At 72.2% G+C, this 21,663-nt stretch carries 20 protein-coding genes; 11 read left to right on the top strand and 9 right to left on the bottom strand.

Annotation, left to right across the window (positions count from 1 at the left end; all coding sequences use genetic code 11):
• Nucleotides 1-17 precede the first annotated feature (17 nt).
• Entirely contained in the window at nt 18-1,526 is a 1,509-nt protein-coding gene (locus ACWEPF_RS14565; protein ID WP_452172778.1) for a peptide MFS transporter, read from the bottom strand.
• Between the two features lie 223 nt (nt 1,527-1,749).
• Complete coding sequence (locus ACWEPF_RS14560; protein ID WP_452172777.1) at nt 1,750-3,270, bottom strand: peptide MFS transporter; 1,521 nt, start codon at nt 3,268-3,270, stop codon at nt 1,750-1,752.
• Nucleotides 3,271-3,423: 153 nt separating this feature from the next.
• Between ACWEPF_RS14560 and ACWEPF_RS14555 the strand changes: the two genes are divergently transcribed.
• Nucleotides 3,424-4,098, top strand: a complete 675-nt coding sequence (locus ACWEPF_RS14555) for a response regulator transcription factor (protein WP_345289390.1) — start codon at nt 3,424-3,426, stop codon at nt 4,096-4,098.
• 31 nt (nt 4,099-4,129) lie between these two features.
• Entirely contained in the window at nt 4,130-5,377 is a 1,248-nt protein-coding gene (locus ACWEPF_RS14550; RefSeq protein ID WP_345289389.1) for an ATP-binding protein, read from the top strand.
• Nucleotides 5,378-5,412: 35 nt separating this feature from the next.
• Here ACWEPF_RS14550 and ACWEPF_RS14545 read toward each other — a convergent pair whose 3' ends face one another.
• Nucleotides 5,413-5,919, bottom strand: coding sequence for a GtrA family protein (locus tag ACWEPF_RS14545; protein WP_345289388.1), 507 nt, complete (start codon nt 5,917-5,919; stop codon nt 5,413-5,415).
• A gap of 201 nt (nt 5,920-6,120) precedes the next feature.
• Between ACWEPF_RS14545 and ACWEPF_RS14540 the strand changes: the two genes are divergently transcribed.
• Genes ACWEPF_RS14540 through ACWEPF_RS14530 form a run of 3 tightly spaced genes read left to right on the top strand, consistent with a single transcriptional unit; the run spans nt 6,121 to nt 8,740 of the window.
• The gene (locus ACWEPF_RS14540) at nt 6,121-7,278 is read left to right on the top strand and encodes a 5-(carboxyamino)imidazole ribonucleotide synthase (protein WP_380150600.1); all 1,158 of its coding nucleotides are present in this window, start codon (nt 6,121-6,123) and stop codon (nt 7,276-7,278) included.
• Nucleotides 7,275-7,799, top strand: a complete 525-nt coding sequence (gene purE, locus ACWEPF_RS14535; protein WP_345289386.1) for a 5-(carboxyamino)imidazole ribonucleotide mutase — start codon at nt 7,275-7,277, stop codon at nt 7,797-7,799. Before ACWEPF_RS14540 ends, purE begins: the two co-directional genes overlap by 4 nt.
• A gap of 8 nt (nt 7,800-7,807) precedes the next feature.
• The gene (locus ACWEPF_RS14530) at nt 7,808-8,740 is read left to right on the top strand and encodes a TAXI family TRAP transporter solute-binding subunit (protein ID WP_452172776.1); all 933 of its coding nucleotides are present in this window, start codon (nt 7,808-7,810) and stop codon (nt 8,738-8,740) included.
• On the opposite strand, the gene ACWEPF_RS14525 is transcribed toward ACWEPF_RS14530, so the two are convergent.
• Genes ACWEPF_RS14525 through ACWEPF_RS14515 form a run of 3 tightly spaced genes read right to left on the bottom strand, consistent with a single transcriptional unit; the run spans nt 8,722 to nt 12,022 of the window.
• Nucleotides 8,722-10,053, bottom strand: a complete 1,332-nt coding sequence (locus ACWEPF_RS14525) for an ATP-binding protein (protein ID WP_452172775.1) — start codon at nt 10,051-10,053, stop codon at nt 8,722-8,724. The genes ACWEPF_RS14530 and ACWEPF_RS14525 overlap by 19 nt on opposite strands.
• Nucleotides 10,053-10,715 (bottom strand): response regulator, encoded by a 663-nt coding sequence (locus ACWEPF_RS14520; RefSeq protein ID WP_452172774.1) that lies wholly within the window; start codon nt 10,713-10,715, stop codon nt 10,053-10,055. Before ACWEPF_RS14520 ends, ACWEPF_RS14525 begins: the two co-directional genes overlap by 1 nt.
• Nucleotides 10,716-10,726: 11 nt before the next feature.
• The gene (locus ACWEPF_RS14515; RefSeq protein ID WP_452172773.1) at nt 10,727-12,022 is read right to left on the bottom strand and encodes an MFS transporter; all 1,296 of its coding nucleotides are present in this window, start codon (nt 12,020-12,022) and stop codon (nt 10,727-10,729) included.
• A gap of 134 nt (nt 12,023-12,156) precedes the next feature.
• Between ACWEPF_RS14515 and ACWEPF_RS14510 the strand changes: the two genes are divergently transcribed.
• Nucleotides 12,157-13,356 carry a dipeptidase gene (locus ACWEPF_RS14510; protein ID WP_452172772.1) on the top strand — a complete coding sequence of 400 codons (1,200 nt, stop codon included), beginning with the start codon at nt 12,157-12,159 and terminating at the stop codon, nt 13,354-13,356.
• 268 nt (nt 13,357-13,624) lie between these two features.
• A complete protein-coding gene (locus ACWEPF_RS14505; protein ID WP_452172771.1) occupies nt 13,625-14,434 on the top strand; it encodes a DUF1028 domain-containing protein in 810 nt (269 codons plus the stop codon).
• Here ACWEPF_RS14505 and ACWEPF_RS14500 read toward each other — a convergent pair.
• Nucleotides 14,431-14,832 (bottom strand): CoA-binding protein, encoded by a 402-nt coding sequence (locus ACWEPF_RS14500; protein WP_345289378.1) that lies wholly within the window; start codon nt 14,830-14,832, stop codon nt 14,431-14,433. The genes ACWEPF_RS14505 and ACWEPF_RS14500 overlap by 4 nt on opposite strands.
• A 29-nt stretch (nt 14,833-14,861) precedes the next feature.
• Nucleotides 14,862-16,205 (bottom strand): UDP-glucose dehydrogenase family protein, encoded by a 1,344-nt coding sequence (locus tag ACWEPF_RS14495; protein WP_345289377.1) that lies wholly within the window; start codon nt 16,203-16,205, stop codon nt 14,862-14,864.
• Between the two features lie 139 nt (nt 16,206-16,344).
• On the opposite strand from ACWEPF_RS14495, the gene ACWEPF_RS14490 reads away from it, so the two are divergent.
• The 4 genes from ACWEPF_RS14490 to ACWEPF_RS14475 all read left to right on the top strand — a co-directional run bounded on the left by ACWEPF_RS14490 (nt 16,345) and on the right by ACWEPF_RS14475 (nt 21,110).
• Nucleotides 16,345-17,448, top strand: coding sequence for an LCP family protein (locus ACWEPF_RS14490; RefSeq protein WP_452172770.1), 1,104 nt, complete (start codon nt 16,345-16,347; stop codon nt 17,446-17,448).
• 103 nt (nt 17,449-17,551) lie between these two features.
• Nucleotides 17,552-18,715: an acyl-CoA dehydrogenase family protein gene (locus ACWEPF_RS14485; protein WP_345289374.1), complete on the top strand. Its 1,164-nt coding sequence runs from the start codon at nt 17,552-17,554 to the stop codon at nt 18,713-18,715.
• A 203-nt stretch (nt 18,716-18,918) separates the two neighbouring features.
• Nucleotides 18,919-20,163: a transglycosylase family protein gene (locus tag ACWEPF_RS14480; RefSeq protein ID WP_452172769.1), complete on the top strand. Its 1,245-nt coding sequence runs from the start codon at nt 18,919-18,921 to the stop codon at nt 20,161-20,163.
• A gap of 71 nt (nt 20,164-20,234) precedes the next feature.
• Complete coding sequence (locus tag ACWEPF_RS14475) at nt 20,235-21,110, top strand: DMT family transporter (RefSeq protein ID WP_452172768.1); 876 nt, start codon at nt 20,235-20,237, stop codon at nt 21,108-21,110.
• 7 nt (nt 21,111-21,117) lie between these two features.
• Here ACWEPF_RS14475 and ACWEPF_RS14470 read toward each other — a convergent pair whose 3' ends face one another.
• Nucleotides 21,118-21,663: a Uma2 family endonuclease gene (locus ACWEPF_RS14470; protein ID WP_452172767.1), complete on the bottom strand. Its 546-nt coding sequence runs from the start codon at nt 21,661-21,663 to the stop codon at nt 21,118-21,120.

The following is a 21,663-nucleotide window of genomic DNA, read 5'->3' as shown; positions in this document are numbered from 1 at the left end:
CCCACGTGCGGGGTGCGTCAGCGGATGTCGCCCATCAGCCGGTTGACCTTCTTGCGGTACGTCATCAGCGCCACGCCGGCCAGCACGGCCAGCAGGCCCTGGGAGGCGAAGTACCAGGTGGAGCCGGTGGCGTCACCCACCAGCAGCTGCACCACGGCGGCGGTGCAGTCGCCGGCCGTGACGGCGAGGAACCAGATGCCCATCATCTGGCTGGCGTACTTGGCGGGCGCCAGCTTGGTGGTGACGGAGAGTCCGACGGGGGAGAGGGTGAGCTCGCCGACGGTCTGGATCAGGTAGACGGTGGCCAGCCAGAGCGGGGTGACCTTGGCACCGCCGTTCGCGGCGGCCATCGCCAGCATCATCACCAGGAAGGAGCCGCCGATCATCAGCAGGCCGAAGGCGAACTTCGCGGTGGTGGAGGGGTTCTGGCGGCGGCGGTCCAGCCAGACCCAGAGCCAGGCGAAGACCGGGGCCAGCGCCATGATGTAGAGCGGGTTCAGCGACTGGAACCAGCTGGACGGGAAGTCCCAGCCGAGGACGCTCAGCGAGGTGTTGTTCTCGGCGAACAGGTTCAGCGTGGAGCCGGACTGGTCGTAGATCATCCAGAAGATCGCGGCCGCGACGAAGAACCAGACGTAGCCGCTCATCTTGGACTTCTCGTCCGCGGTGAGGTCCTTGTCCCGGCGGATCTTGGAGAAGTAGACCACCGGGATGGCGATGCCGGCGATCGACAGCGGCCAGGTGACCCAGTTGACGGTCAGGTGGCCGGTGATCGCGACCACGGCGTAGAACACCACCGCGAGGGTGGCCCAGAAGCCGGCCTTGCGCAGCACGGCGCGCTTCTCGGCGGCGGGCATCGGGGAGGCCACCACGCTGCTCTTGTCGCTCAGGTGACGGCTGCCCAGCAGGTACTGGAGCAGGCCGAGCGCCATGCCGACGCCGGCCAGCGCGAAGCCCAGGTGCCAGTCGACCTTCTGGCCGACGGTGCCGATCACCAGCGGGGCGACGAAGGCACCGAGGTTGATGCCCATGTAGAAGATGGTGAAGCCGCCGTCCCGGCGCGGGTCGTTGGGCCCGTCGTAGAGGTGGCCGACCATGGTCGAGATGTTGGCCTTGAGCAGGCCGGAGCCGATCGCGATCAGGCCCAGGCCGGCGAAGAAGACCGCCTTGGAGGGCAGCGCCAGCGCGAAGTGGCCGGCCATGATGATCGCCCCGCCGAGCGCGACGGTCTTGCGGGCGCCCAGGAAGCGGTCGGCGATCCAGCCGCCGGGCAGCGCGAGCAGGTAGACCATGGCGTTGTAGACGCTGTAGACCGCGCCGGCCACCGCCGCCTTCATGCCGAGGCCGCCGTCGACGACCTCCGCCCCCATGTAGAGGACGAGCAGGGCGCGCATCCCGTAGAAGCTGAACCGCTCCCACATCTCGGTCATGAAGAGGGTGGCGAGTCCGCGGGGGTGCCCGAAGAAGGTCTTGCCGCTGCCGGTGGGGGTCGACGTTGCGCCGGCGGCCAGAGTGCTTGACGCCATGAGTGGGGTTCCTTGCTGACGTGCGATGGACCAGGCCACTGTACGTGGCGGTTTCTCCCACTATCAGACGAGAACCTGTCGGATGGACCCAATGTCCGAATAAAGAAGAGGTGGCGAATCCATGCTAACAACGGAAAACATCAACTGAATCCAAGGTGAACTGGTGGATCCTTCGATGAAACGGTGGGTCGGCGCTCCGGTTCCCGTGATCACCCTCTGTGAACTACTTCACAGCCCCCATCAGGGCGCGGATCCGCCCGGCGGCCGTCCACACCGCCGCCCCGCAGACCGCCGCCAGCGCCCCCTGCAGGTAGAAGTAGGTGTCCGCGCTGACCACCTGCTGGAGCCGGATGGTCCACCCCGCCACCGCGTCCCCGGTCGCGGTGGCCAGGAACCACAGGCCGAGCAGCTGGCTGACGTACTTCGCCGGGGCCAGCTTGGTGGTGAGCGACAGTCCGACCGGAGAGAGCGTCAACTCGGCCACCGTCTGCACGAAGTAGACCCCGACCAGCCAGAACGGCGAGACCTTCTGCCCGCCCGAGGCGGCCAGCTCGGCCAGGCCCATCAGACCGAAGGAGGCGCCGATCAGCAGCAGGCCCACGGCGAACTTCACCGGCGCGCTCGGATTGCGGTCACGGAGCGTCAGCCACTGCCAGAGCCAGGCGAAGACCGGCGCCAGCAGGATGATGAAGAGCGGGTTCACCGACTGGAACCAGCTGGACGGGAAGTGGAAGCCGAAGACCGACAGGTTCGTGTCGTCGGTGGCGAACTGGGTCAGCGTGGAGCCGGACTGGTCGTAGATCATCCAGAACACCGCGGCCGCGATGAAGAACCACATGAAGGCCGACATCCGGCTGCGCTCCAGCGCCGACAGCTCCCGGTCCCGGCGCAGCCGGGTGAAGTACCAGGCGGGCAGCGCGACCCCGACGATCCCCAGGATGTTGACGACCTGTCCGATCGAGAACCACCCGGCCCCCGCGTCCACCGCGAAGAACACCGCCGCGGCCCCCGCCCAGAGCGCCGCCAGCCGCAGCACCCGCCGCCGGACCGCCGGTTCGGCCGGCCGCCCGGGCGCCGCCCCGGCGTGGCCGAGGTGGCGCCGGCCCCAGACGTACTGGGCCAGGCCGAGCGCCATGCCGACCCCGGCCAGCGAGAAGCCCAGGTGCCAGCTGACGTTCTGTCCGACCGTGCCGACCACCAGCGGGGCGAAGAACGAGCCGATGTTGATCGCCATGTAGAAGACCGTGAAGCCGCCGTCCCGGCGCGGGTCGTCGGGGTGGTAGAGCTGCCCGACGATGGCCGAGACGTTCGGCTTCAGCAGCCCGGTGCCCACCGCGATCAGCAGCAGCCCGCACCAGAAGGTCGCGGTGAACGGCACCGCCAGCGAGAAGTGGCCGCCCATGATCACCAGCCCGCCGATCAGCACCGCCCGCCGCGCGCCCCACAGCCGGTCGGCGATCCAGCCGCCGGGGATGGCCAGCATGTAGACCAGCGAGTTGTAGACGCTGTAGACCGAGGCGGCCGTCACGGAGTCCAGGCCGATCCCGCCCTGGTCGGTGGGCAGCGCCAGGAAGAGCACCAGCAGCGAGCGCATCCCGTAGAAGCTGAAGCGCTCCCACAGCTCGGTCATGAAGAGCGTGGCCAGCCCGCGCGGGTGCCCGAAGAACGCGTGCTCGTCCTCCGGCGGGGCCCCCGAGGCCGAGACCGGCTCCGGCCCTCCGCGCAGCTGGGTCTCGCCCGCCATCCGCAACCTCCCGAGAGACAGTCCCCGACCTGCCCACGGTAGGAGCCGACGGCCCGTCAGGGGCGGCGGCGGGGCCGCGGTTGGTCCGACCGGGCGGAGCCGCCCCGGCAGAGCCCCTGATCTCCGCGTCCGGCTCGGACTACCATCTGCGTCATGACCTGTGTGCTGCTGGCCGAGGACGACCCGGCGATCTCCGAACCGCTGGCCCGAGCGTTGCGCCGTGAGGGGTACGAGGTCCTGGTCCGGGAGGAGGGCCCCGGCGCCCTCGCGGCCGGGCTGACCGAGGACGTCGACCTGATCGTGCTGGACCTGGGCCTGCCCGAGATGGACGGCCTGGAGGTGGCCCGCCGCCTGCGCGCCGAGGGCCGCACCTGCCCGGTGCTGGTGCTCACCGCCCGCGCCGACGAGGTGGACACCGTGGTCGGCCTGGACGCCGGGGCCGACGACTACGTGACCAAGCCGTTCCGCCTGGCCGAGCTGCTGGCCCGGGTCCGGGCCCTGCTCCGCCGCGGCAACGTGGACCAGCTGACCACCGGCGCGCACGGCGTGAAGATCGACGTCGAGTCGCACCGGGCCTGGCTGGGCGAGGAGGAGCTGACCCTCTCCGCCAAGGAGTTCGAGCTGCTCCGGGTGCTGGTCCGGGACGCCGGCCGGGTGGTCACCCGCGAGGAGATCATGCGTCAGGTCTGGGACACCACCTGGTGGACCTCGACCAAGACCCTGGACATGCACATCTCCTGGCTGCGCAAGAAGCTCGGGGACGACGCGGCCAACCCGCGCTACATCTCCACCGTCCGCGGCGTCGGTTTCCGCTTCGAGAAGAACTGACGCGTCCTGAACTGATCTGGAGTCGGCCCGCGTGAAGCGCCGGATGATCAACTCGCTGCTCGGCGTGGTGCTGGTGATGGTGGTGGTGTTCTGCGTCCCGATCGCCCTGGTCGAGAAGCAGAACATCGTCAACGCCGCGGACGCCCGGGTGGACGCCCAGGCCGTCCGGGTGCTCGGCCTGGTGGAGAGCCGGCTGGCCGCCGGCGAGCCGATCACCGGGGAGAAGTTCACCTCCCAGCTCACCGAGGGCGGCCACGTCTCCATCACCGTCCCCGGCCAGGAGACCTTCTCGGCCGGCAGCGCGCCCGAGGGCCCGGTGATCAGCGCCACCGAGTACGGCGCCAACGGCGAGTCCGTCACCGTGGTGCAGTCCCGCGACCAGGTGGACCACGAGATCGCCAACATGCTGCTGCTGCTCGGCGTGGTGGCGCTGCTCGCCGTCCAGGCGGCGGTGGCCCTCGCGGTCTGGCAGGCCAAGCGGCTGGCCCGCCCGCTCACCGACCTGGCCGAGACCGCCGAGCGCCTCGGCTCCGGCGACCCGCGCCCGCGCGACCGCCGCTACGGGGTGCCCGAGCTGGACCGGGTGGCCGAGGTGCTGGACGCCAGTGCCGAGCGGATCGCCCGGATGCTCACCGCCGAGCGCCGGCTCTCCGCCGACGCCTCGCACCAGCTGCGCACCCCGCTGACCGCGCTCTCCATGCGGCTGGAGGAGATCAACGCGCTGGCCGGGGAGCCGGAGACGGTCAAGGAGGAGTCCACCATCGCGCTCCAGCAGGTGGAGCGGCTCACCGACGTGGTGCAGCGGCTGCTCACCAACCAGCGCGACCCGCGCAGCCCCACCGCCGTGGTCTTCCGGCTGGACGAGGTGATCGCCCAGCAGCTGGCCGAGTGGAGCCCGACCATGCGCGGCAACGGCCGCACCCTGCGGATCGAGGGCCTGCGGGACGTGTCGGTGCTCGGCACCCCCGGCATGGTCGCCCAGGTGCTGGCCACCCTGATCGAGAACTCCCTGATGCACGGCGCCGGCACCGTCACCGTCCGGGTCCGCCCCTCCGGCCGCTCGGTGGTCGCCGAGGTCCAGGACGAGGGCCCGGGCGTCCCCACCGAGCTGGGCAACCGGGTCTTCGAACGCTCCGTCAGCGGCCGCAACTCCACCGGCATCGGCCTCGCCGTCGCCCGCGACCTCGCCGAGGCCGACGGCGCCCGCCTGGAGCTGCTCTCGCTCCAGCCCCCGGTCTTCGCGCTGTTCCTCACCCGCAACGAGGAAGGGGCCGCCTGACCCGTGGTCAGACGGCCCCTTCCCGGGACGCGTTCCTACTTGGCGGCCACCAGCACCGGCTCGGCCGCGACGGCGGTCTCCGGCTCGGCCAGCTCGGGCATCGCCTTGAAGACCCAGGTGCGGTAGGAGAAGAAGCGGAAGATCGTGCCGGCCACCAGGCCGACCACGTTCTTGGCTATCAGCTGCTGGGTCGGCGTGGTGTAGTCCAGCACGTGCACCGAGAAGGCCAGGATGCCGTTCTCGATCAGCATGCCGATGCCGCTGAAGATCAGGAAGAGCGTGATCTCGCGCTTGCGGGAGGCCGCGTCACGGTCCTTGTACAGCCAGAACCGGTAGCCCAGGTAGTTGGTGCCGATCGCCACCGCGGTCGCGATGAAGCCCGCCAGCGAGTGGACCAGGCCCGGCGCCTTGAGGCAGACCCAGAAGACCACGCCGTTCACGACGAAGCCCACCAGGCCGATCACCGCGAAACCGATCACCTCGATCGAGAGGCCGCCCAGCCTCTGCACCAGCGAAGGCTTGGGAGTGGTGGTGCTCGTCATCCAGGGTCTCCAGGGTCTGCGGAGGAGGTCGCACGCGGGCGCGGCTGGTCAAGGCCGCTCTGCATGCACATCATCCGACAGTGTGCTTCGGGCCCGGCCATCTAGGCTACTCGCTCACCCCTGATACACCGTCGCCACCCGTCCCCCCGCACCGGGGGCGGCCGGTACGACCCCCGTGACCGGCCCGGATATCCTGGGCGCGTGACTTCTGCGGCCAAGGCGAATTTTCCAGTGGTGGGCGTGATCGGCGGCGGCCAGCTGGCCCGGATGATGCACCAGGCGGGCATCCCGCTAGGCATCCGGTTCAAGCTCCTGGCGGACACCCCGCAGGACTCCGCCTCACAGGTGGTCTCCGACGTGGTCCTCGGCGACCACCGCGACCTGGAGACGCTGCGCCGCTTCGCCGCCGGCTGCGACGTGGTGACCTTCGACCACGAGCACGTGCCGACCGAGCACCTGCGCGCGCTCCAGGCCGAGGGCATCGCCGTCCGCCCGGACCCGTCCGCGCTGGTGAACGCCCAGGACAAGGGCGTGATGCGGGCCAAGCTGGACTCCATCGGCGCCCCCTGCCCCCGCCACCGCCTGGTCGCCGACCCGGCCGACGTGACCGCCTTCGCGAACGAGGGCGACGGCTACCCGGTGGTCCTCAAGACCGTCCGCGGCGGCTACGACGGCAAGGGCGTCTGGGTGGTCGACGACGAGACCGAGGCCGCCGCCCCGTTCCTGGCCGGCGTGCCGGTGCTGGCCGAGGAGAAGGTCGACTTCGTCCGCGAGCTGGCCGCCAACGTGGTCCGCTCGCCCAGCGGCCAGGCCGTCGCCTACCCGGTGGTGGAGAGCGTCCAGGAGAACGGCGTCTGCGCCGAGGTGACCGCCCCCGCCCCCGACCTCGACCCGGCGCTCTCCGACGAGGCCCAGCAGCTCGCGCTGCGGATCGCCGGCGAGCTCGGCATCACCGGCCACCTGGCGGTCGAGCTGTTCCAGACCCGGGACGGCCGCATCCTGGTCAACGAGCTGGCGATGCGCCCGCACAACTCCGGTCACTGGACCCAGGACGGCTCCGTCACCTCGCAGTTCGAGAACCACCTGCGCGCGGTGCTCGACCTCCCGCTCGGGGACCCGCGCCCGCGCGCCAAGTGGACCGTCATGGTCAACGTGCTCGGCGGCGACTACCCCGACATGTACCACGCCTTCCTGCACTGCATGGCCCGTGACCCCGGCCTGCGGATCCACATGTACGGGAAGGACGTGAAGCCCGGCCGCAAGGTCGGCCACGTCAACGTCTTCGGGGACGACCTCGAGGACGTCCGCGAGCGCGCCCGCCACGCGGCCGCCTACCTGCGAGGAACGATCACCGAATGACCCAGCCTCTTGTCGGCATCGTGATGGGCTCGGACTCCGACTGGCCCGTGATGGAGGCCGCCGCCCAGGCGCTCGACGAGTTCGAGATCCCCTACGAGGTCGACGTGGTCTCCGCGCACCGGATGCCGCGCGAGATGGTCACCTACGGCGAGCAGGCCCGGGCCCGCGGCCTGAAGGCGATCATCGCCGGCGCCGGCGGCGCCGCCCACCTGCCGGGCATGCTGGCCTCGGTCACCCCGCTGCCGGTCATCGGCGTCCCGGTGCCGCTGCGCTACCTGGACGGCATGGACAGCCTGATGTCCATCGTCCAGATGCCGGCGGGCGTGCCGGTCGCCACCGTCTCGATCGCCGGGGCGCGCAACGCGGGCCTGCTGGCGGTCCGGATGCTGGCCGCCTTCGACCAGGAACTCACCGAGAAGATGACCGAGTTCCAGGCCGACCTCAACCGCCAGGCCACCGAGAAGGGCCAGAAGCTCCGCGCCAAGGTCGCGGGCTCCACCTCCTTCGGCTTCGGCAAGTAGCACCACCCTTGCCCGCCGTCCCGCGCCGCGCGCTCCTGCTGGGAGCCGCGGCCGCGGTGACGGCGGGCTGTTCCGTCTCCGGGCCGCGGGGTGCGTTACGGCTGGCCGCCGGGCCCGAGGGCGGGCCGTACCGGGCCTTCGGGCAACGTCTCGCCGAGGAGGTCCACCGGGCCCACCCCGGGCTGACCGTCGAGGTGCTCGCCACCCCCGCCAGCGTGCGCAACCTCCGGCTGATCGACACCGGCGGCGCCGAACTCGGCCTGGCCCTGGCGGACAGCGCCACCGACGCGGTGGCCGGCCGCGGCGCCTTCGCCCGGCCGGTCGCGGTGGCCGCCCTCGCCCGGCTCTACCTCAACCACCTGCACCTGGTGGTCCCCGCGGCCTCGGCGGTCCTGACGGTCGCTCAGCTCACCGGCCTGCGGGTCTCGCTGGGTGCCGAGGAGTCCGGCACCTCGGTGGTCGCCGAGCGGGCCCTGGCCGCCGCCGGGGTGCGGGCCGCGGTGCGGCTGCTCGGCACCGCCGAGTCCGTCGCGGCGCTGCGGGCCGGGGAGTTGGACGCCTTCTTCTGGTCCGGCGGGGTGCCCACCCCGGCCATCACCGAACTCGCCGAGCGCACGCCCGTCCGGCTGGTCCGGCTGGAGGCGGCGGCGGTCGAGCTGCGCCGGGCCCACGGGCCGGTCTACGAGAGCGTGTCGATCCCGGCCGGCAGCTACCGCCAGCCCGCGCCCACCCCGACCGTCGGGACCCCCAGCCACCTGCTCTGCGCCGCCGGGCTGGACGCGGGGGTGGTGCGCGCCGTCACCGAGGTGCTGTTCCGCCGCCGGGACGACCTGCTGGCCCCGGACGCGCCCGGCAGCCGGCTGGACGAGCGCTACGCGATCGGGACGGGCGCCGTTCCGCTGCACCCGGGCGCGGCCGCCTACTACCGCTCGGTGTACTGACCCGTCCTCAACTCGACGGTCAGGCCGTGCGGTTCGGTCGGCTGCAGGACGAGCTCGGCGCCGCAGCCGCGGGCCAGTTCGGCGGCGATGGCCAGGCCCAGGCCACTGCCCGGGACGTTGCCCCGTCCGGGCGCGCGCCAGAACCGGCCGAGGGCCGCGACCCGCTCCTCCTCGGTCAGCCCCGGTCCGTCGTCGGCGATCCGCAGCACCCCGGCGGTCAGCGAGACCACCACCCGGCCGCCGGGCGGGACGAACTTGGCCGCGTTGTCGAGCGCGATGTCCGCGATCCGGCCGACGGCGGCGGGCAGCGGGGCCTCCTCCACCGCCGCCACGTCCAGGGCCAACCCCTGCGCCGCGTAGACCTCCTGCCACCCCGTCAACCGGGGGAGCAGCCCGCCCGCCGGGACGTCCTCCGGCAGTCCGGCGTCCGCCTCCACCCGGGCCAGCGTCAGCAGGTCCTCCAACAGGGCGGCCAGGCGGTCGAGTTCGGCCATCGCCTCCTCGTACTCGGGCTGCCCGTCGGCGGGCAGGTGCGGCTCCAGGTTCTCCAGCCGGAGGGAGAGCACGGTGAGCGGGGTGCGGAGCTCGTGCGAGGCGTCCGCGACGAAGGCGTGCTGGCGCTCCAGCGCGGCCGAGATGGCGTCCGCCATGGCGTTGAACCGCTCCTCCAGCCGCCGCAGCTCCACCGGGCCGCGGACGGTGGCGACCCGCGCCCCGAGCCGGCCCCCGGCGATCTCCCGCGTGGTGGCGTCGAGTTCGGCCACCGGGCGGAGCACCCAGCCGGCCAGCCGCCGGGCCGCCGCCAGCGACCCGAGCAGTGCCAGCACCGCCCCCACCGCCAGCGCCCCCCAGACGACGGCCACCTCCCGCCGGGCCGTCGCCGTCGGCACCCGGAGCACCACCGCCCCCGACACCTGCCCGTCCCGCCCGGCCGGCTCCGCCACCAGCACCGTCTCCGGTCCGCCCGGCGTCAGCAGCGGCAGCTCCGCCGTGGTCCGCCCCGACAGCGCCCGCCGCAGCGCGGCCCCGCCGCCGACCGGCCGCCCCGCGATCAGCACCCCGTCCCGGTCCCGCACCTCCACCGCCGTCCCGTACAGCTCCGCGTACCGGTCGACCTCCGCCCCCACCCCCGAAGGCCCGCCCTCCCGCAGCGCCCGGTCCGCCAGCTCCGCGAACCGCGTCGCGTCCGCCCGCCGCGCCAACAGCAACTGCCCCGTCCGGTGCGAGGCGTACGCGTACCCCAGCGGCACCGCCAGCGCCGCCACCAGACAGACGATCAGCAGCCCCTGGAGCAACAGCAGTCGACGCTGCATCAGGCGGTGGCCAGGCGGTAGCCGGTGGCGCGGAGGGTCTGGATCAGGTACGGCCGTCCGGTCTTGGCGCGGAGGCCGGCCACGTGGACGTCGAGCGAGCGGGAGGCCGACAGCTGCACGTCGCCCCAGAGTTCGTCGAGGATCTCCTCACGGCTGCGGACCACCCCCGGCTCCCTGGCCAGCACGGCGAGCACGTCGAACTCCCGCCGGGTGAGCGTGACCTCCGCCCCGGCCACCAGGACCCGACGGGCCGTCAGGTCGATCCGTACGTCGCCGACCTCCACCACCGACCCGGTGGCGGCCAGCGGGCGGCTGCCGCGCCGCACCACCGCCGCCATCCGGGCCGCCAGCTCCGCCGTGCGGAACGGCTTCACCAGGTAGTCGTCGGCCCCGGACCGCAGGCCGCGCAGCACGTCCCGCTCCTCCGACCGCGCGGTCAGCACGATCACCGGCACCGAGGAGACCCGCCGCAGCCGCCGCAGCGCCTCCAGCCCGTCCAGGTCGGGCAGCCCGAGGTCGAGGAGCACGAACTCGCAGGTGTCCTTGAGCCGCAGCGCGTCGTCCGCCCGGGCCGCCCGCACCACCTGATGGCCGTGCCGGGCCAGCGCCGGGATCAGCGCAGCCGCCAGCCGGTCGTCGTCCTCGACCAAGAGCACCCGCATGGGCCCACACCCTAGACGCGCACCGGCTCGGCCGGGGCGGCCTCCACCGTGAGCGCCGCGCCGCGGGTCTCACGCATCGTCAGGTAGACCACCAGTGAGACCGCCGCGAGCCCCGAGACGTACCAGTAGTACCCGGACTCGATCCCCTGGTCCTTGAACCAGAGGGCCACGTACTCCGCCGTCCCCCCGAACAGCGCGTTGGCCAGCGCGTACGGCAGCGCCACCCCGAGCGCCCGGACCTGGGTCGGGAAGAGCTCGGCCTTCACCACCGCGTTGATCGAGGTGTACCCGGTGACGATGACCAGCGCGGCCAGCGCCAGCAGCAGGGCCTCGCCGAAGCCGCCCGCGTGCGAGAGCGTGGTCATCAGCGGCACCGTCCCGAAGGTCGCCCCGATCCCGAAGGCGATCAGCAGCGGCCGCCGCCCGATCCGGTCGGAGAGCGCCCCGGCCAGTGGCTGGAGCAGCATGAAGACGGTCAGCGCGCAGAAGCTGACCAGCGCCGCGTCGCTCTTGCTCAGCCCCACCGTGTTCGACAGGTACTTCGTGAGGTACGTCGTGTAGGTGTAGTACGCCACCGTGCCGCCCATGGTGAGCGCCACTACCAGGACGAACTCCCGCTTGTGGTCCAGCAGCCGGCGCAGCGTGCCGCGCCCGTCGGCCCCCTCCGCCGCCTCGTACGCCTCGGTCTCCGGCAGGTTGCGCCGCAGCCAGAAGACCACCGCCGCGCCGACCGCCCCGACCACGAAGGGGATCCGCCACCCCCAGGAGTGCAGGTCCTCGGTGCTCATGGTCCGCTGGAGCACGATCTGCAGCCCCAGCCCGATCAGCTGACCGAAGGTCATCGAGACGTACTGGAAGCTGGAGACGAACCCGCGCCGCTTCGGCACCGAGGCCTCCGTCAGGTACGTCGCGCTGGCCGCGTACTCCCCGCCGACCGAGAGCCCCTGCAGCAGCCGGGCGATCAGCAGCACCACCGCCCCGGCGTAGCCGACCTGCGCGTACGTCGGCGCCACGGCGATCAGCAGGGCGCTGGCCGACATCATGGTGACGGTCAGGGTGAGCGCCGCCTTCCGCCCGCGCCGGTCGGCGTAGCGGCCGAGCAGCCAGCCGCCGACCGGGCGCATGAAGAAGCCCACCGCGAAGATCCCGGCGGTGTTGAGGAGTTGGGCGGTCGGGTTGCCGTGCGGGAAGAACGCGGCGGCGAAGTAGGTGGCGAAGCTGGCGTAGACGAACCAGTCGTACCACTCCACCAGGTTGCCGACCGAGCCGCCGAGCACGGCCTTCCACGGTGTACGGGCTGAGCTCACGAGGACCTCCCGGAACGGACGGGCGCGGCCGGGTGGGGCCGCCGTGCCTGGAAGGCTCCCCCGCCCCGGAACCCGGGGACAGGGCCGGGCGCAAGACCTAACCTCCGGTTAACAGAAGGAGTAGAAATGTTCGTATGACTTCTGAGCTGGTGGACCGCGCCCGAGCCCTCCTCCGCACCGCCCCTGTGGTGGACGGTCACAACGACCTGCCCTGGGCGATGCGCGCCCAGGCCGGCTACGACCTCGACGCCATCGACCTGACGGCCGACCAGAGCGGCCGCCTGCACACCGACTTCGCCCGCCTGCGCGGCGGCGGGGTCGGCGCGCAGTTCTGGTCGGTCTACGTGCGGTCGGACTTCGCGGGGGACCACGCGGTGAGCGCCACCCTGGAGCAGGTCGACTTCGTCCGGGAGATGACGGCCCGCCACCCCGAGGTGTTCCGCCTCGCGCTCACCGCGGACGAGATGGAGGCGGCCCGGGCCGAGGGCCGGATCGCCTCGCTGATGGGCGCCGAGGGCGGGCACTCCATCGACTGCTCGCTGGCCACCCTGCGGGCCCTGCACCAGCTGGGCGTGCGGTACATGACGCTCACCCACAACGACAACGTGCCGTGGGCCGACTCGGCCACCGACGAGCCGGTGCTCGGCGGCCTGTCCGCCTTCGGCGAGGAGGTGGTCCGGGAGATGAACCGCCTCGGCATGCTGGTCGACCTCTCGCACGTCTCGCCCGGCACCATGCGGGACGCGCTGCGGGTCTCCGAGGCGCCGGTGGTCTTCTCGCACTCCTCCGCCCGCGCGGTCTGCGACCACCCGCGCAACGTCCCGGACGACGTGCTGGCCCAGCTCCCGGCCAACGGCGGCCTCGCGATGGTCACCTTCGTGCCCAAGTTCATCCTGCCCGCCGCCATCGAGTGGACCAAGGCGGCCGACGCCAACATGCAGGCGCACGGCTTCCACCCGCTGGAGACCACCCCCGAGGCGATGGCCGTCCAGCACGCCCACGAGGCCGCGAACCCCCGGCCGGTGGCCACCGCCGCCACCGTCGCCGATCACCTCGACCACATGCGCGAGGTGGCGGGCGTCGACCACGTCGGCATCGGCGGTGACTTCGACGGCACCGCCTTCACCCCGGCCGGCCTGGACGACGTCTCCGGTTACCCCAACCTGATCGCCGAACTCCTCGGCCGCGGCTGGTCCGAGGCCGACCTCTCCAAGCTCACCTGGCACAACGCCGTCCGGGTCCTCCGCGACGCCGAGACGGTGGCCGCCCGGCTCCAGAAGGAGCGCCGCCCCTCCATCGCCACCATCGACGCCCTGGACGGCAAGCGCTCCTGACGCCGCCCGGCAGGCAGCGACCCCAGGGGCGCGAGTTGATCGGCAGGTGGTCACCCCAGGGACGCGAGGAACTGCGCGAATCGGAAGGCGGCCCAGTGCTAGGTCGGGGCAGGCGAGCCAGTTGCACCTGCTGCCGTTCCCCCGCGCGCAGTTCCTCGCGCCCCTGCGGGGCGCAACCCGGGGTGGTCCTTGCCGGATCTTGCCGACGGGCCTGACGGAGTCTCAGGGCATGGACGCGGCGAACCCGCCCCGATTAGGGTCCGTGCCCATGACCTTCTCTGTGGTGGCCCGCTCCGGCGACGCCTACGGCATCGCGGTGGCCAGCAAGTTCCTCGGCGTCGGCGCCGCCGTCCCGGCGGCCGAGGCCGGCGTCGGGGCGCTGGCCACCCAGGCGCTGGCCAACCTGGCCTACCGCCCGCAGGGCCTGGCCCTGCTGCGCACCGGCGTCGCCCCGGCGGACGTGGTGGCCGGGCTGACCGCCGCCGACCCGGAGCGGGCGCACCGTCAGCTCGGCGTGGTCGGCCCGGAGGGCGACGGCGCGACGTACACCGGCGCGGAGTGCCTCGACTGGGCGGGCGGCGCGAGCGGCCCGGGCTACGCGATCCAGGGCAACATCCTGACCGGGCCCGAGGTGGTCGAGGCGATGGAGCGCACGTGGCTGGCCGGTGCCGAACTCCCGTTCGCCGAGCGCCTGGTGGCCACCCTGGCGGCCGGTGACGAGGCGGGCGGCGACAGCCGGGGCCGGCAGAGCGCCGCACTCTGGATCGCCGAGGACGGCGCCGGCCTGGGCGCCCCGGGCGGCATCTCGCACGACCTGCGGGTGGACGACCACCCGGCCCCGGTCACCGAACTGCGCCGCCTGCTGACCATCCACGACACCCTCTTCGGCACCCCGGACCCGGCCGCCCTGCTCGACCTCACCGGTGAACTCGCCGCCGAGGTGGCCACCTTGGTCGCCACCACCGGCTACACCACCCTCGACCAGTGGGCGGGCGTCGAGAACCTGGAGGCCCGCCTCGTCCCCGGCCGCATCGACCCCCTGGTCCTCGCCCACCTCCGGGCCGTCACCCAGGACTAGAGCCGCGGCAGCTCGATCGCCGGGCAGCGGTCCATCACCATGTCGACACCGGCCTGCGTCGTCCTGGCGTAGGCCTCGCGGTCGATGACGTCCAGCTGGAACCAGACCGCCTTGGCGCCCTTGGCCACCGCCTGGTCGGCGACCGCGCCGGCCAGCGAGGAGTTCACGAAGACGTCCACCACGTCCACGTCGAAGGGGATCTCGGCGAGCGAGGCGTAGCCCTGCTCGCCGAGCACCGTCTCGGCCTTCGGGTGCACGGGGACGATCCGCTTGCCCGCGCGCTGCAGCACTCGGGCCACGCCGTAGGCGGCCCGTGCCGTGTTGTTGGAGAGCCCGACGACCGCCCAGGTGTCGCCGCTCTCGGTCAGGATCTTCCGCACCACCGGTTCCACGCTCATACCGGCTGCAACCCCGCCCGCCCGGAGGGCTATTCCACGGTCGGGCGGCCCATCGCGCGGTAGGTCCAGCCGGCCGCGCGCCAGCGCGCGCCGTCCAGCACGTTGCGCCCGTCGACCAGCCGGCGCTCGGCGACCACCGCGCCGACCTCCTCCGGGTCGAGCTCGCGGAACTCCTGCCACTCCGTCAGGTGGAGCACCACGTGGGCGCCTTCGACGGCCTCCAGCACCGAGTCGGCGTAGGTGATGCCGGGGAACATCTTCCGGGCGTTGTCCATGGCCTTGGGGTCGTAGACGGTGACCTGGGCGCCCTGGAGCTGGATCTGGGCCGCGACGTTCAGCGCGGGGGAGTCCCGGATGTCGTCCGAGTTGGGCTTGAAGGCGGCGCCGAGCACGGCCACCCGGCGGCCCAGGAAGCCGCCGCCGACCTGCTCGCGGGCCAGCTCCACCATCCGGGAGCGGCGCCGCATGTTGATCGAGTCCACCTCGCGCAGGAAGGTGAGCGCCTGGTCGGCGCCGAGCTCCCCGGCCCGGGCCATGAAGGCCCGGATGTCCTTGGGCAGGCAGCCGCCGCCGAAGCCGACCCCGGCGTTGAGGAACTTGCCGCCGATCCGCTCGTCGAAGGAGAGCGCCTTGCTGAGCTGCACCACGTCGGCGCCGGCGCTCTCGCAGACCTCGGCCATCGCGTTGATGAAGGAGATCTTGGTGGCCAGGAAGGAGTTGGCGGCCGCCTTGACCAGCTCGGAGGTGGCGAAGTCGGTGACCACGAAGGGCACGCCCTCCGCGATCGGGGTCGCGTAGACCTCGCGCAGCAGCTGCTCGGCCCGCTCGCTGCGCACGCCGACCACCAGCCGGTCCGGGTGCAGGGTGTCGCCGACGGCGTAGCCCTCGCGCAGGAACTCCGGGTTCCAGGCCAGCTCGGCGCCCTCGCCGACCGGGGCCAGCTCGGCCAGCCTGACGGCCAGTCGGCCGGCGCTGCCCACCGGGACGGTGGACTTGCCGACCACCAGCACGGGGCGGGTCAGCAGCGGGGCCAGCGCGTCCATCGCGGCGTCCACGTAGGACATGTCGGCCGCGAACTCGCCCTTGCGCTGGGGGGTGTTGGTGCAGATGAAGTGCACGTCGCCGAACTCGGCGACCTCCTCGTAGGAGGTGGTGAAGCGCAGCCGCCCGGTGGAGCCGGGGTGCCCGGGCACGTGCTTGACGAGCAGCTCGGCCAGGCCGGGCTCGTACATCGGCACCTGGCCGGCCGCCAGCATGGCGATCTTCTCCGGGTCGATGTCCAGGCCGAGCACCTCGAAGCCGAGCTCCGCCATGCAGGCGGCGTGCGTCGCGCCGAGGTATCCGGTGCCGATCACCGTGATGCGGAGGGTCACGCGGGTCCCCTTTGGTCGTGCTGCGCGGGCGCTGGACAGTCCCCGATGCTAGTCGCTCGCCAGGAGGCCGTGTAACGAGTTCGCCCTAGTCCAGACCGTTCCGTTCCGGCCACCCCGGGCCCGCCGCCAGAATGCCCGCATGACCACCGAGAACGGGCCGGACCCGGCCGGGCTGAGCATCTTCGACGACGCCGACGAGGCCGCGGACCGGCCGCCCGCGAAGCCCCGGCGGCGCCGCGGCCGGCGGTTGCTGCTGATCACCCTGGTCGCGCTGTTGCTGGTGGTCGGCGGTTGCACGGGCACGGTCTACTGGACCGCCGAGCACTACGCCTCCTCGGTGGCCCGGATCCCCGGCGCCTTCCCGACGGTGGCCGAATCCGCCCAGCCGAAGCCGGTGCCGAACAGCGGCCAGACCTTCCTGCTGGTCGGCCTGGACGCCCGCACCGACCCCACGGCCAAGGCCAAGGCGCCGGTCTGGAAGGCGGGCGCGGCCCGCAGCGACACCATGATGCTGCTGCACGTCTCGGCCGACCGGAAGGGCGCCTCGCTGGTCTCGCTGGCCCGCGACACCTGGGTGGACGTCCCCGGCCACGGCAAGGCCAAGCTCAACGCGGCCTACGCGTACGGCGGCCCGGCCCTGATGGTGGAGACCATCCAGAACCTCACCGGCATCCGGATCGACCACCTCGCGGTGATCGACTGGAACGGCTTCCGCTCGCTCACCGACGCCGTCGGCGGGGTGGACATCACCATTCCGCAGACCATCGAGGGCAAGGGCGAGGCCCGCCAGTGGGACGCCGGCACCCACCACATGGACGGGGCCACCGCCCTGCTCTACGTCCGCGAGCGCTACGGCCTGCCCGGCGGCGACCTGGACCGGACGCGCCGTCAGCAGTACTTCCTGCGCGCGCTGATGCAGCAGACCCTGGAGTCCGGCACCCTCGGCAACCCGGGCAAGCTGCGCGGCCTGCTCGGTGCGGTCGGCGAGGTGGTCAGCGTGGACGACCGGCTCTCCAACTCCGACCTCTACGAGCTGGCCTGGAGCATGCGCGGCCTGCGCGGGGACGGGGTCCGCTTCATGAACGCCCCCTTCGGCGGCTTCGGCGACGAGGGCGGCCAGTCGGTGGTCTACCTGGACCGGCGGGCCGCCGAACCGCTCTGGGAGGCGATGCGCAACGACCGGATGGCGGAGTACCTGGCCGAGCATCCCGGCTCCGGGGAGCTCGGTGACGTAGTCCGGTGAGAACGGTGTCGCGCATGTCACGTACGGGGTAGGCAGGGCGCGAGCCTAGAATTACGCTTACTTAACGGTAATTAACGTGGTCCGAGTTCAAGGGGCGAGGCACATGGCGGGCAACTCCGGGGCGGATTTCGACCTCTTCCGGCTCAGCGAGGAGCACGAGATGCTCCGTGAGGCGGTGCGGTCGCTCGCGGAGGCGAAGATCGCCCCGTACGCGGCCGAGGTGGACGAGCAGGGCCGCTTCCCGCAGGAGGCGCTGGACGCGCTCCAGGCCAACGACCTGCACGCGGTGCACGTCCCCGAGGAGTACGGCGGCGCCGGCGCGGACGCGCTGGCCACCGTCATCGTGATCGAGGAGATCGCGCGGGTCTGCGCGTCCTCCTCGCTGATCCCGGCGGTCAACAAGCTCGGCTCGCTGCCGGTGCAGCTCTCCGGCTCCGAGGAGCTGAAGGCCAAGTACCTGGGCGCGCTGGCCCGGGGCGAGGGCATGTTCTCCTACTGCCTCTCCGAGCCGGACGCCGGTTCGGACGCGGCGGGCATGAAGACCCGCGCGGTGCGCGACGGCGACTTCTGGGTGCTGAACGGCGTGAAGCGCTGGATCACCAACGCGGGCGTCTCCGAGTACTACACCGTGCTCGCGGTGACCGACCCCGAGAAGCGCTCCAAGGGCATCTCGGCGTTCGTGGTCGAGAAGAGCGACGAGGGCGTCTCCTTCGGCGCCCCGGAGAAGAAGCTCGGCATCAAGGGTTCGCCGACCCGCGAGGTCTACTTCGACAACGTGCGGATCCCGGCCGACCGCATGATCGGCGCCGAGGGCACCGGCTTCGCCACCGCGATGAAGACCCTGGACCACACCCGGGTCACCATCGCCGCCCAGGCGATCGGCATCGCCCAGGGCGCGCTGGACTACGCCAAGGGCTACGTCCAGGAGCGCAAGCAGTTCGGCAAGCCGATCGGCGACTTCCAGGGCGTCCAGTTCATGCTGGCCGACATGGCGATGAAGCTGGAGGCCGCGCGTCAGCTCACCTACGCCGCCGCCGCCAAGTCGCAGCGGATCGACTCCGACCTCACCTTCTTCGGCGCGGCCGCCAAGTGCTTCGCCTCGGACGTGGCGATGGAGATCACCGTGGACGCCGTCCAGCTGCTCGGCGGCTACGGCTACACCCGGGACTACCCGCTGGAGCGCATGATGCGCGACGCCAAGATCACCCAGATCTACGAGGGCACCAACCAGATCCAGCGCATCGTGATGTCGCGCAACCTGCCGTAACGTCAGGCGCCTTGCGCGAAGGGCCCCGTCGGGAGACCGGCGGGGCCCTTCGGCGTTCCCGGGTGGCGGCCGGCCCCGGGCGGTCGCCGCTGGACGCTTCCGGCCGGGGCCGTTTCGGTCCAGCCGGGAGCTCTTCTGCCCGGTCTGACCTGCGGAGATGCTTACCCATGTCGCCCTTCCGCCCCAGTAGTTGAGGAACCGTCATGGTCAAGCACCGCACCTCCGCCCTGATGCTCGCCGCCGCCACCCTGGCCGGGCTGGCCACGGCCGGGACCGCCGGGAGCGCCCAGGCTGCCTCGGTGGCGATGTGGGACAAGATGGCCCAGTGCGAGAGCACCGGCAACTGGGCCGCCAACACGGGCAACACGTACTTCGGCGGCCTGCAGTTCTCGCAGAGCACCTGGGTGGCCCAGGGCGGCACCGCCTACGCGGCCCGGGCCGACCTGGCCACCAAGGAGCAGCAGATCCGGATAGCCGAGAAGCTGCTGCGCGCGGCCGGCCCGGGCCAGTGGCCCGTCTGCTCCCAGCAGGTCGGGCTGACCAACGACGGCGTCGACCCGTACCCGGCCACCCCGCCGGTGACCTCGCCGGTGAACGTGCAGGTGGGTCTTGTGGGTGGTGACGGTGCGCTCTACAGCCAGTACGGGAACTACGCGGCGGGGCGGTTCAACCCGAGCTGGACGGGTGTGGGCGGTGTTTCGCTGTCGAAGGTGACGTCGGTGACGGTCGGGGACGTGACGCACTTCTACGCGGTGGCGGGTGGGCGGGTGTATGGCCGGGACCTGAACCCGGGCAACTCCTGGACCGCTTGGGCGGAGATTCCCGGTGGTGCGACGGGCGTTCGGGACATCACGGCCTCCACCAGTGGTGCCAACGTGATCCTGGGGATCGCGGGTGGGGACGGTTCGTTCTTCACCCAGTTCGGCAACTACGACCTGGGCCGGTTCGACGCGGACTGGGTGCGGCGTTCGGGTTCGGGGCTGACCAACATCACCTCGGTCACCTCCAAGAACGGTGGGACGGTGCGGTTCTACGGTGTCGCGGGTGGGCGGGTGTTCGGTTCGGACTTCACGTTGAGCAGCAACTCGACGGCGGAGTGGTCGGAGATCCCGGGCGGGGCGACGGACGTGCGTGACATCGCGGCGACGGCGGACGGCAACAACGTGGTGCTGGCGGTCGCCGGTTACGGTGGTTCCTTCCACACCCAGTACGGCAACTTCGACCAGGGTCACTTCGACGCCGCCTGGACCCAGCGGGCGGGTTCGGCGATCGACAGTGTCGCGGCGACCACGACGCCGGACGGCAGGACGGTGCACTTCTACGGCATCGCTCAGGGCCGGGCCTACGGTGCCGACTTCACGTTGGGCGCGAACGCGGTCTCCAACTGGAGCGAGATCACCGGTGGTGCGACCAGCGCCAAGGACATCACCGCCAGCCAGGCCAAGTAACCCCCGGGAGGTCGGGGCCGCCTCGGCGTGGCCCCGACCCGCGGCGTACCCGGCGGGCCTAGCGTGGGCAGGTGCGTGTTGCCGAGCGGGTGCCGCTCCTCTGCTTCGTGGGGTGCTTCGTGTTCGCCGGCGGGAACGCGGTGGGCATCCGGTTCAGCAACCGGGAGCTGGACCCGCTCTGGGGAGCGGCGGTCCGGTTCGGGGCGGCGGCGGTGGTGCTGCTGGCCGTGATGGCGGTGATGCGGCTGCCGCTCCCGCGCGGGCGGGCGCTGGCCGGGGCGGCCCTGTTCGGAGTGCTCAACTTCGGCGTCACCTTCGGGCTCGCCTACTACGCGCTCCAGCGGATCCACGCCGGACTGGGGCAGACCGTGCTGGCCCTGGTCCCGCTGGTCACCCTGCTGCTGGCCGCCGCCCAGGGGCGGGAGCGGCTGAGCGGGCGTGCGGTACTCGGCACCCTCTGCGCGGCGGCCGGGGTCGCGGTGGTCTCCCAGGCCTCGCTGGCCCGGGCCGTCCCGGTCCTCTCCCTGCTCGCGATCCTCGGCGCCGTCCTCTGCTTCTCCGAGGCCGCCGTCCTCGCCGACCGCCTCCCCCCGCTCCACCCCGTCACCACCAACGCCATCGGCATGACCGCCGCGGCCGCCGTCCTCTTCCCCGCCTCCCGCCTGGCCGGCGACACCTGGGCCCTCCCCACCCGCCCCGCGACCTGGTGGGCCGTCGGCTACCTGGTCCTGATCGGCTCGGTGCTGACCTTCGTCCTCTACCTGCTGGTCATCAAGGGCTGGGGCGCGGCCCGCGCGGCGTACGTCTTCGTCCTGATCCCGGTGGTGACGATCGTCCTCTCCGCCTGGCTCGACGACGAACCCCTCACCACCGCCCTCCTCCTCGGCACCCCCCTGATCATCGCGGGCGTCTACCTGGGAGCCCTCCGGCGAGGCACCCCGGACTGACCCGCCGTCAGTACGGCAGCAGCCCGGTGCTGTCCAGCTCGAAGCCGAACGGCTCCGGCAGCCACAGCGTCTCGCCGAAGTCGACGTCCTCCCGCCGGTGGTAGCGCGTCCCGTCGGGGCGGCTGAACAGGGTGACGGTCTTCTGGCGGGCGTCGACCAGGAGGTAGAGCGGGATGCCCATCAGCGGGTAGTCGCGGACCTTGCCGACCCAGTCGTTCTCGGGATTGGACGGCGAGACCAGCTCGACGGCGATGGCGGCGAGCTCGGCGGGCACCCGGTTGTCGGTGGTGGCCAGTGCCTCGTCGGGCAGGTAGGTCAAGTCCGGGTTGCGGCTCTTGCCGACGTTCGGCGAGACCAGGTCGGTGTTCTCGCTGGGCAGCAGGCCGTCCGGCGTGTGGGCGTCGAACTGCCGACGGACCGTCAGCAGGTTGCGCTGGTGGATGCCGGACGGGCTCACCATCATGACGATGGTGTCGCCGGAGAGCTCGACCTTGAATCCGTCGGGCAGGCTCCGGCGAGCCTCTTCCAGGAGCGCGTAGTGCTCGGGATTCAT

The sequence above is a fragment of the Kitasatospora sp. NPDC004289 genome (assembly GCF_053602875.1).
Note: the sequence above shows the minus strand (reverse complement) of the source record. Positions and strands in the feature narration are given on the sequence as shown.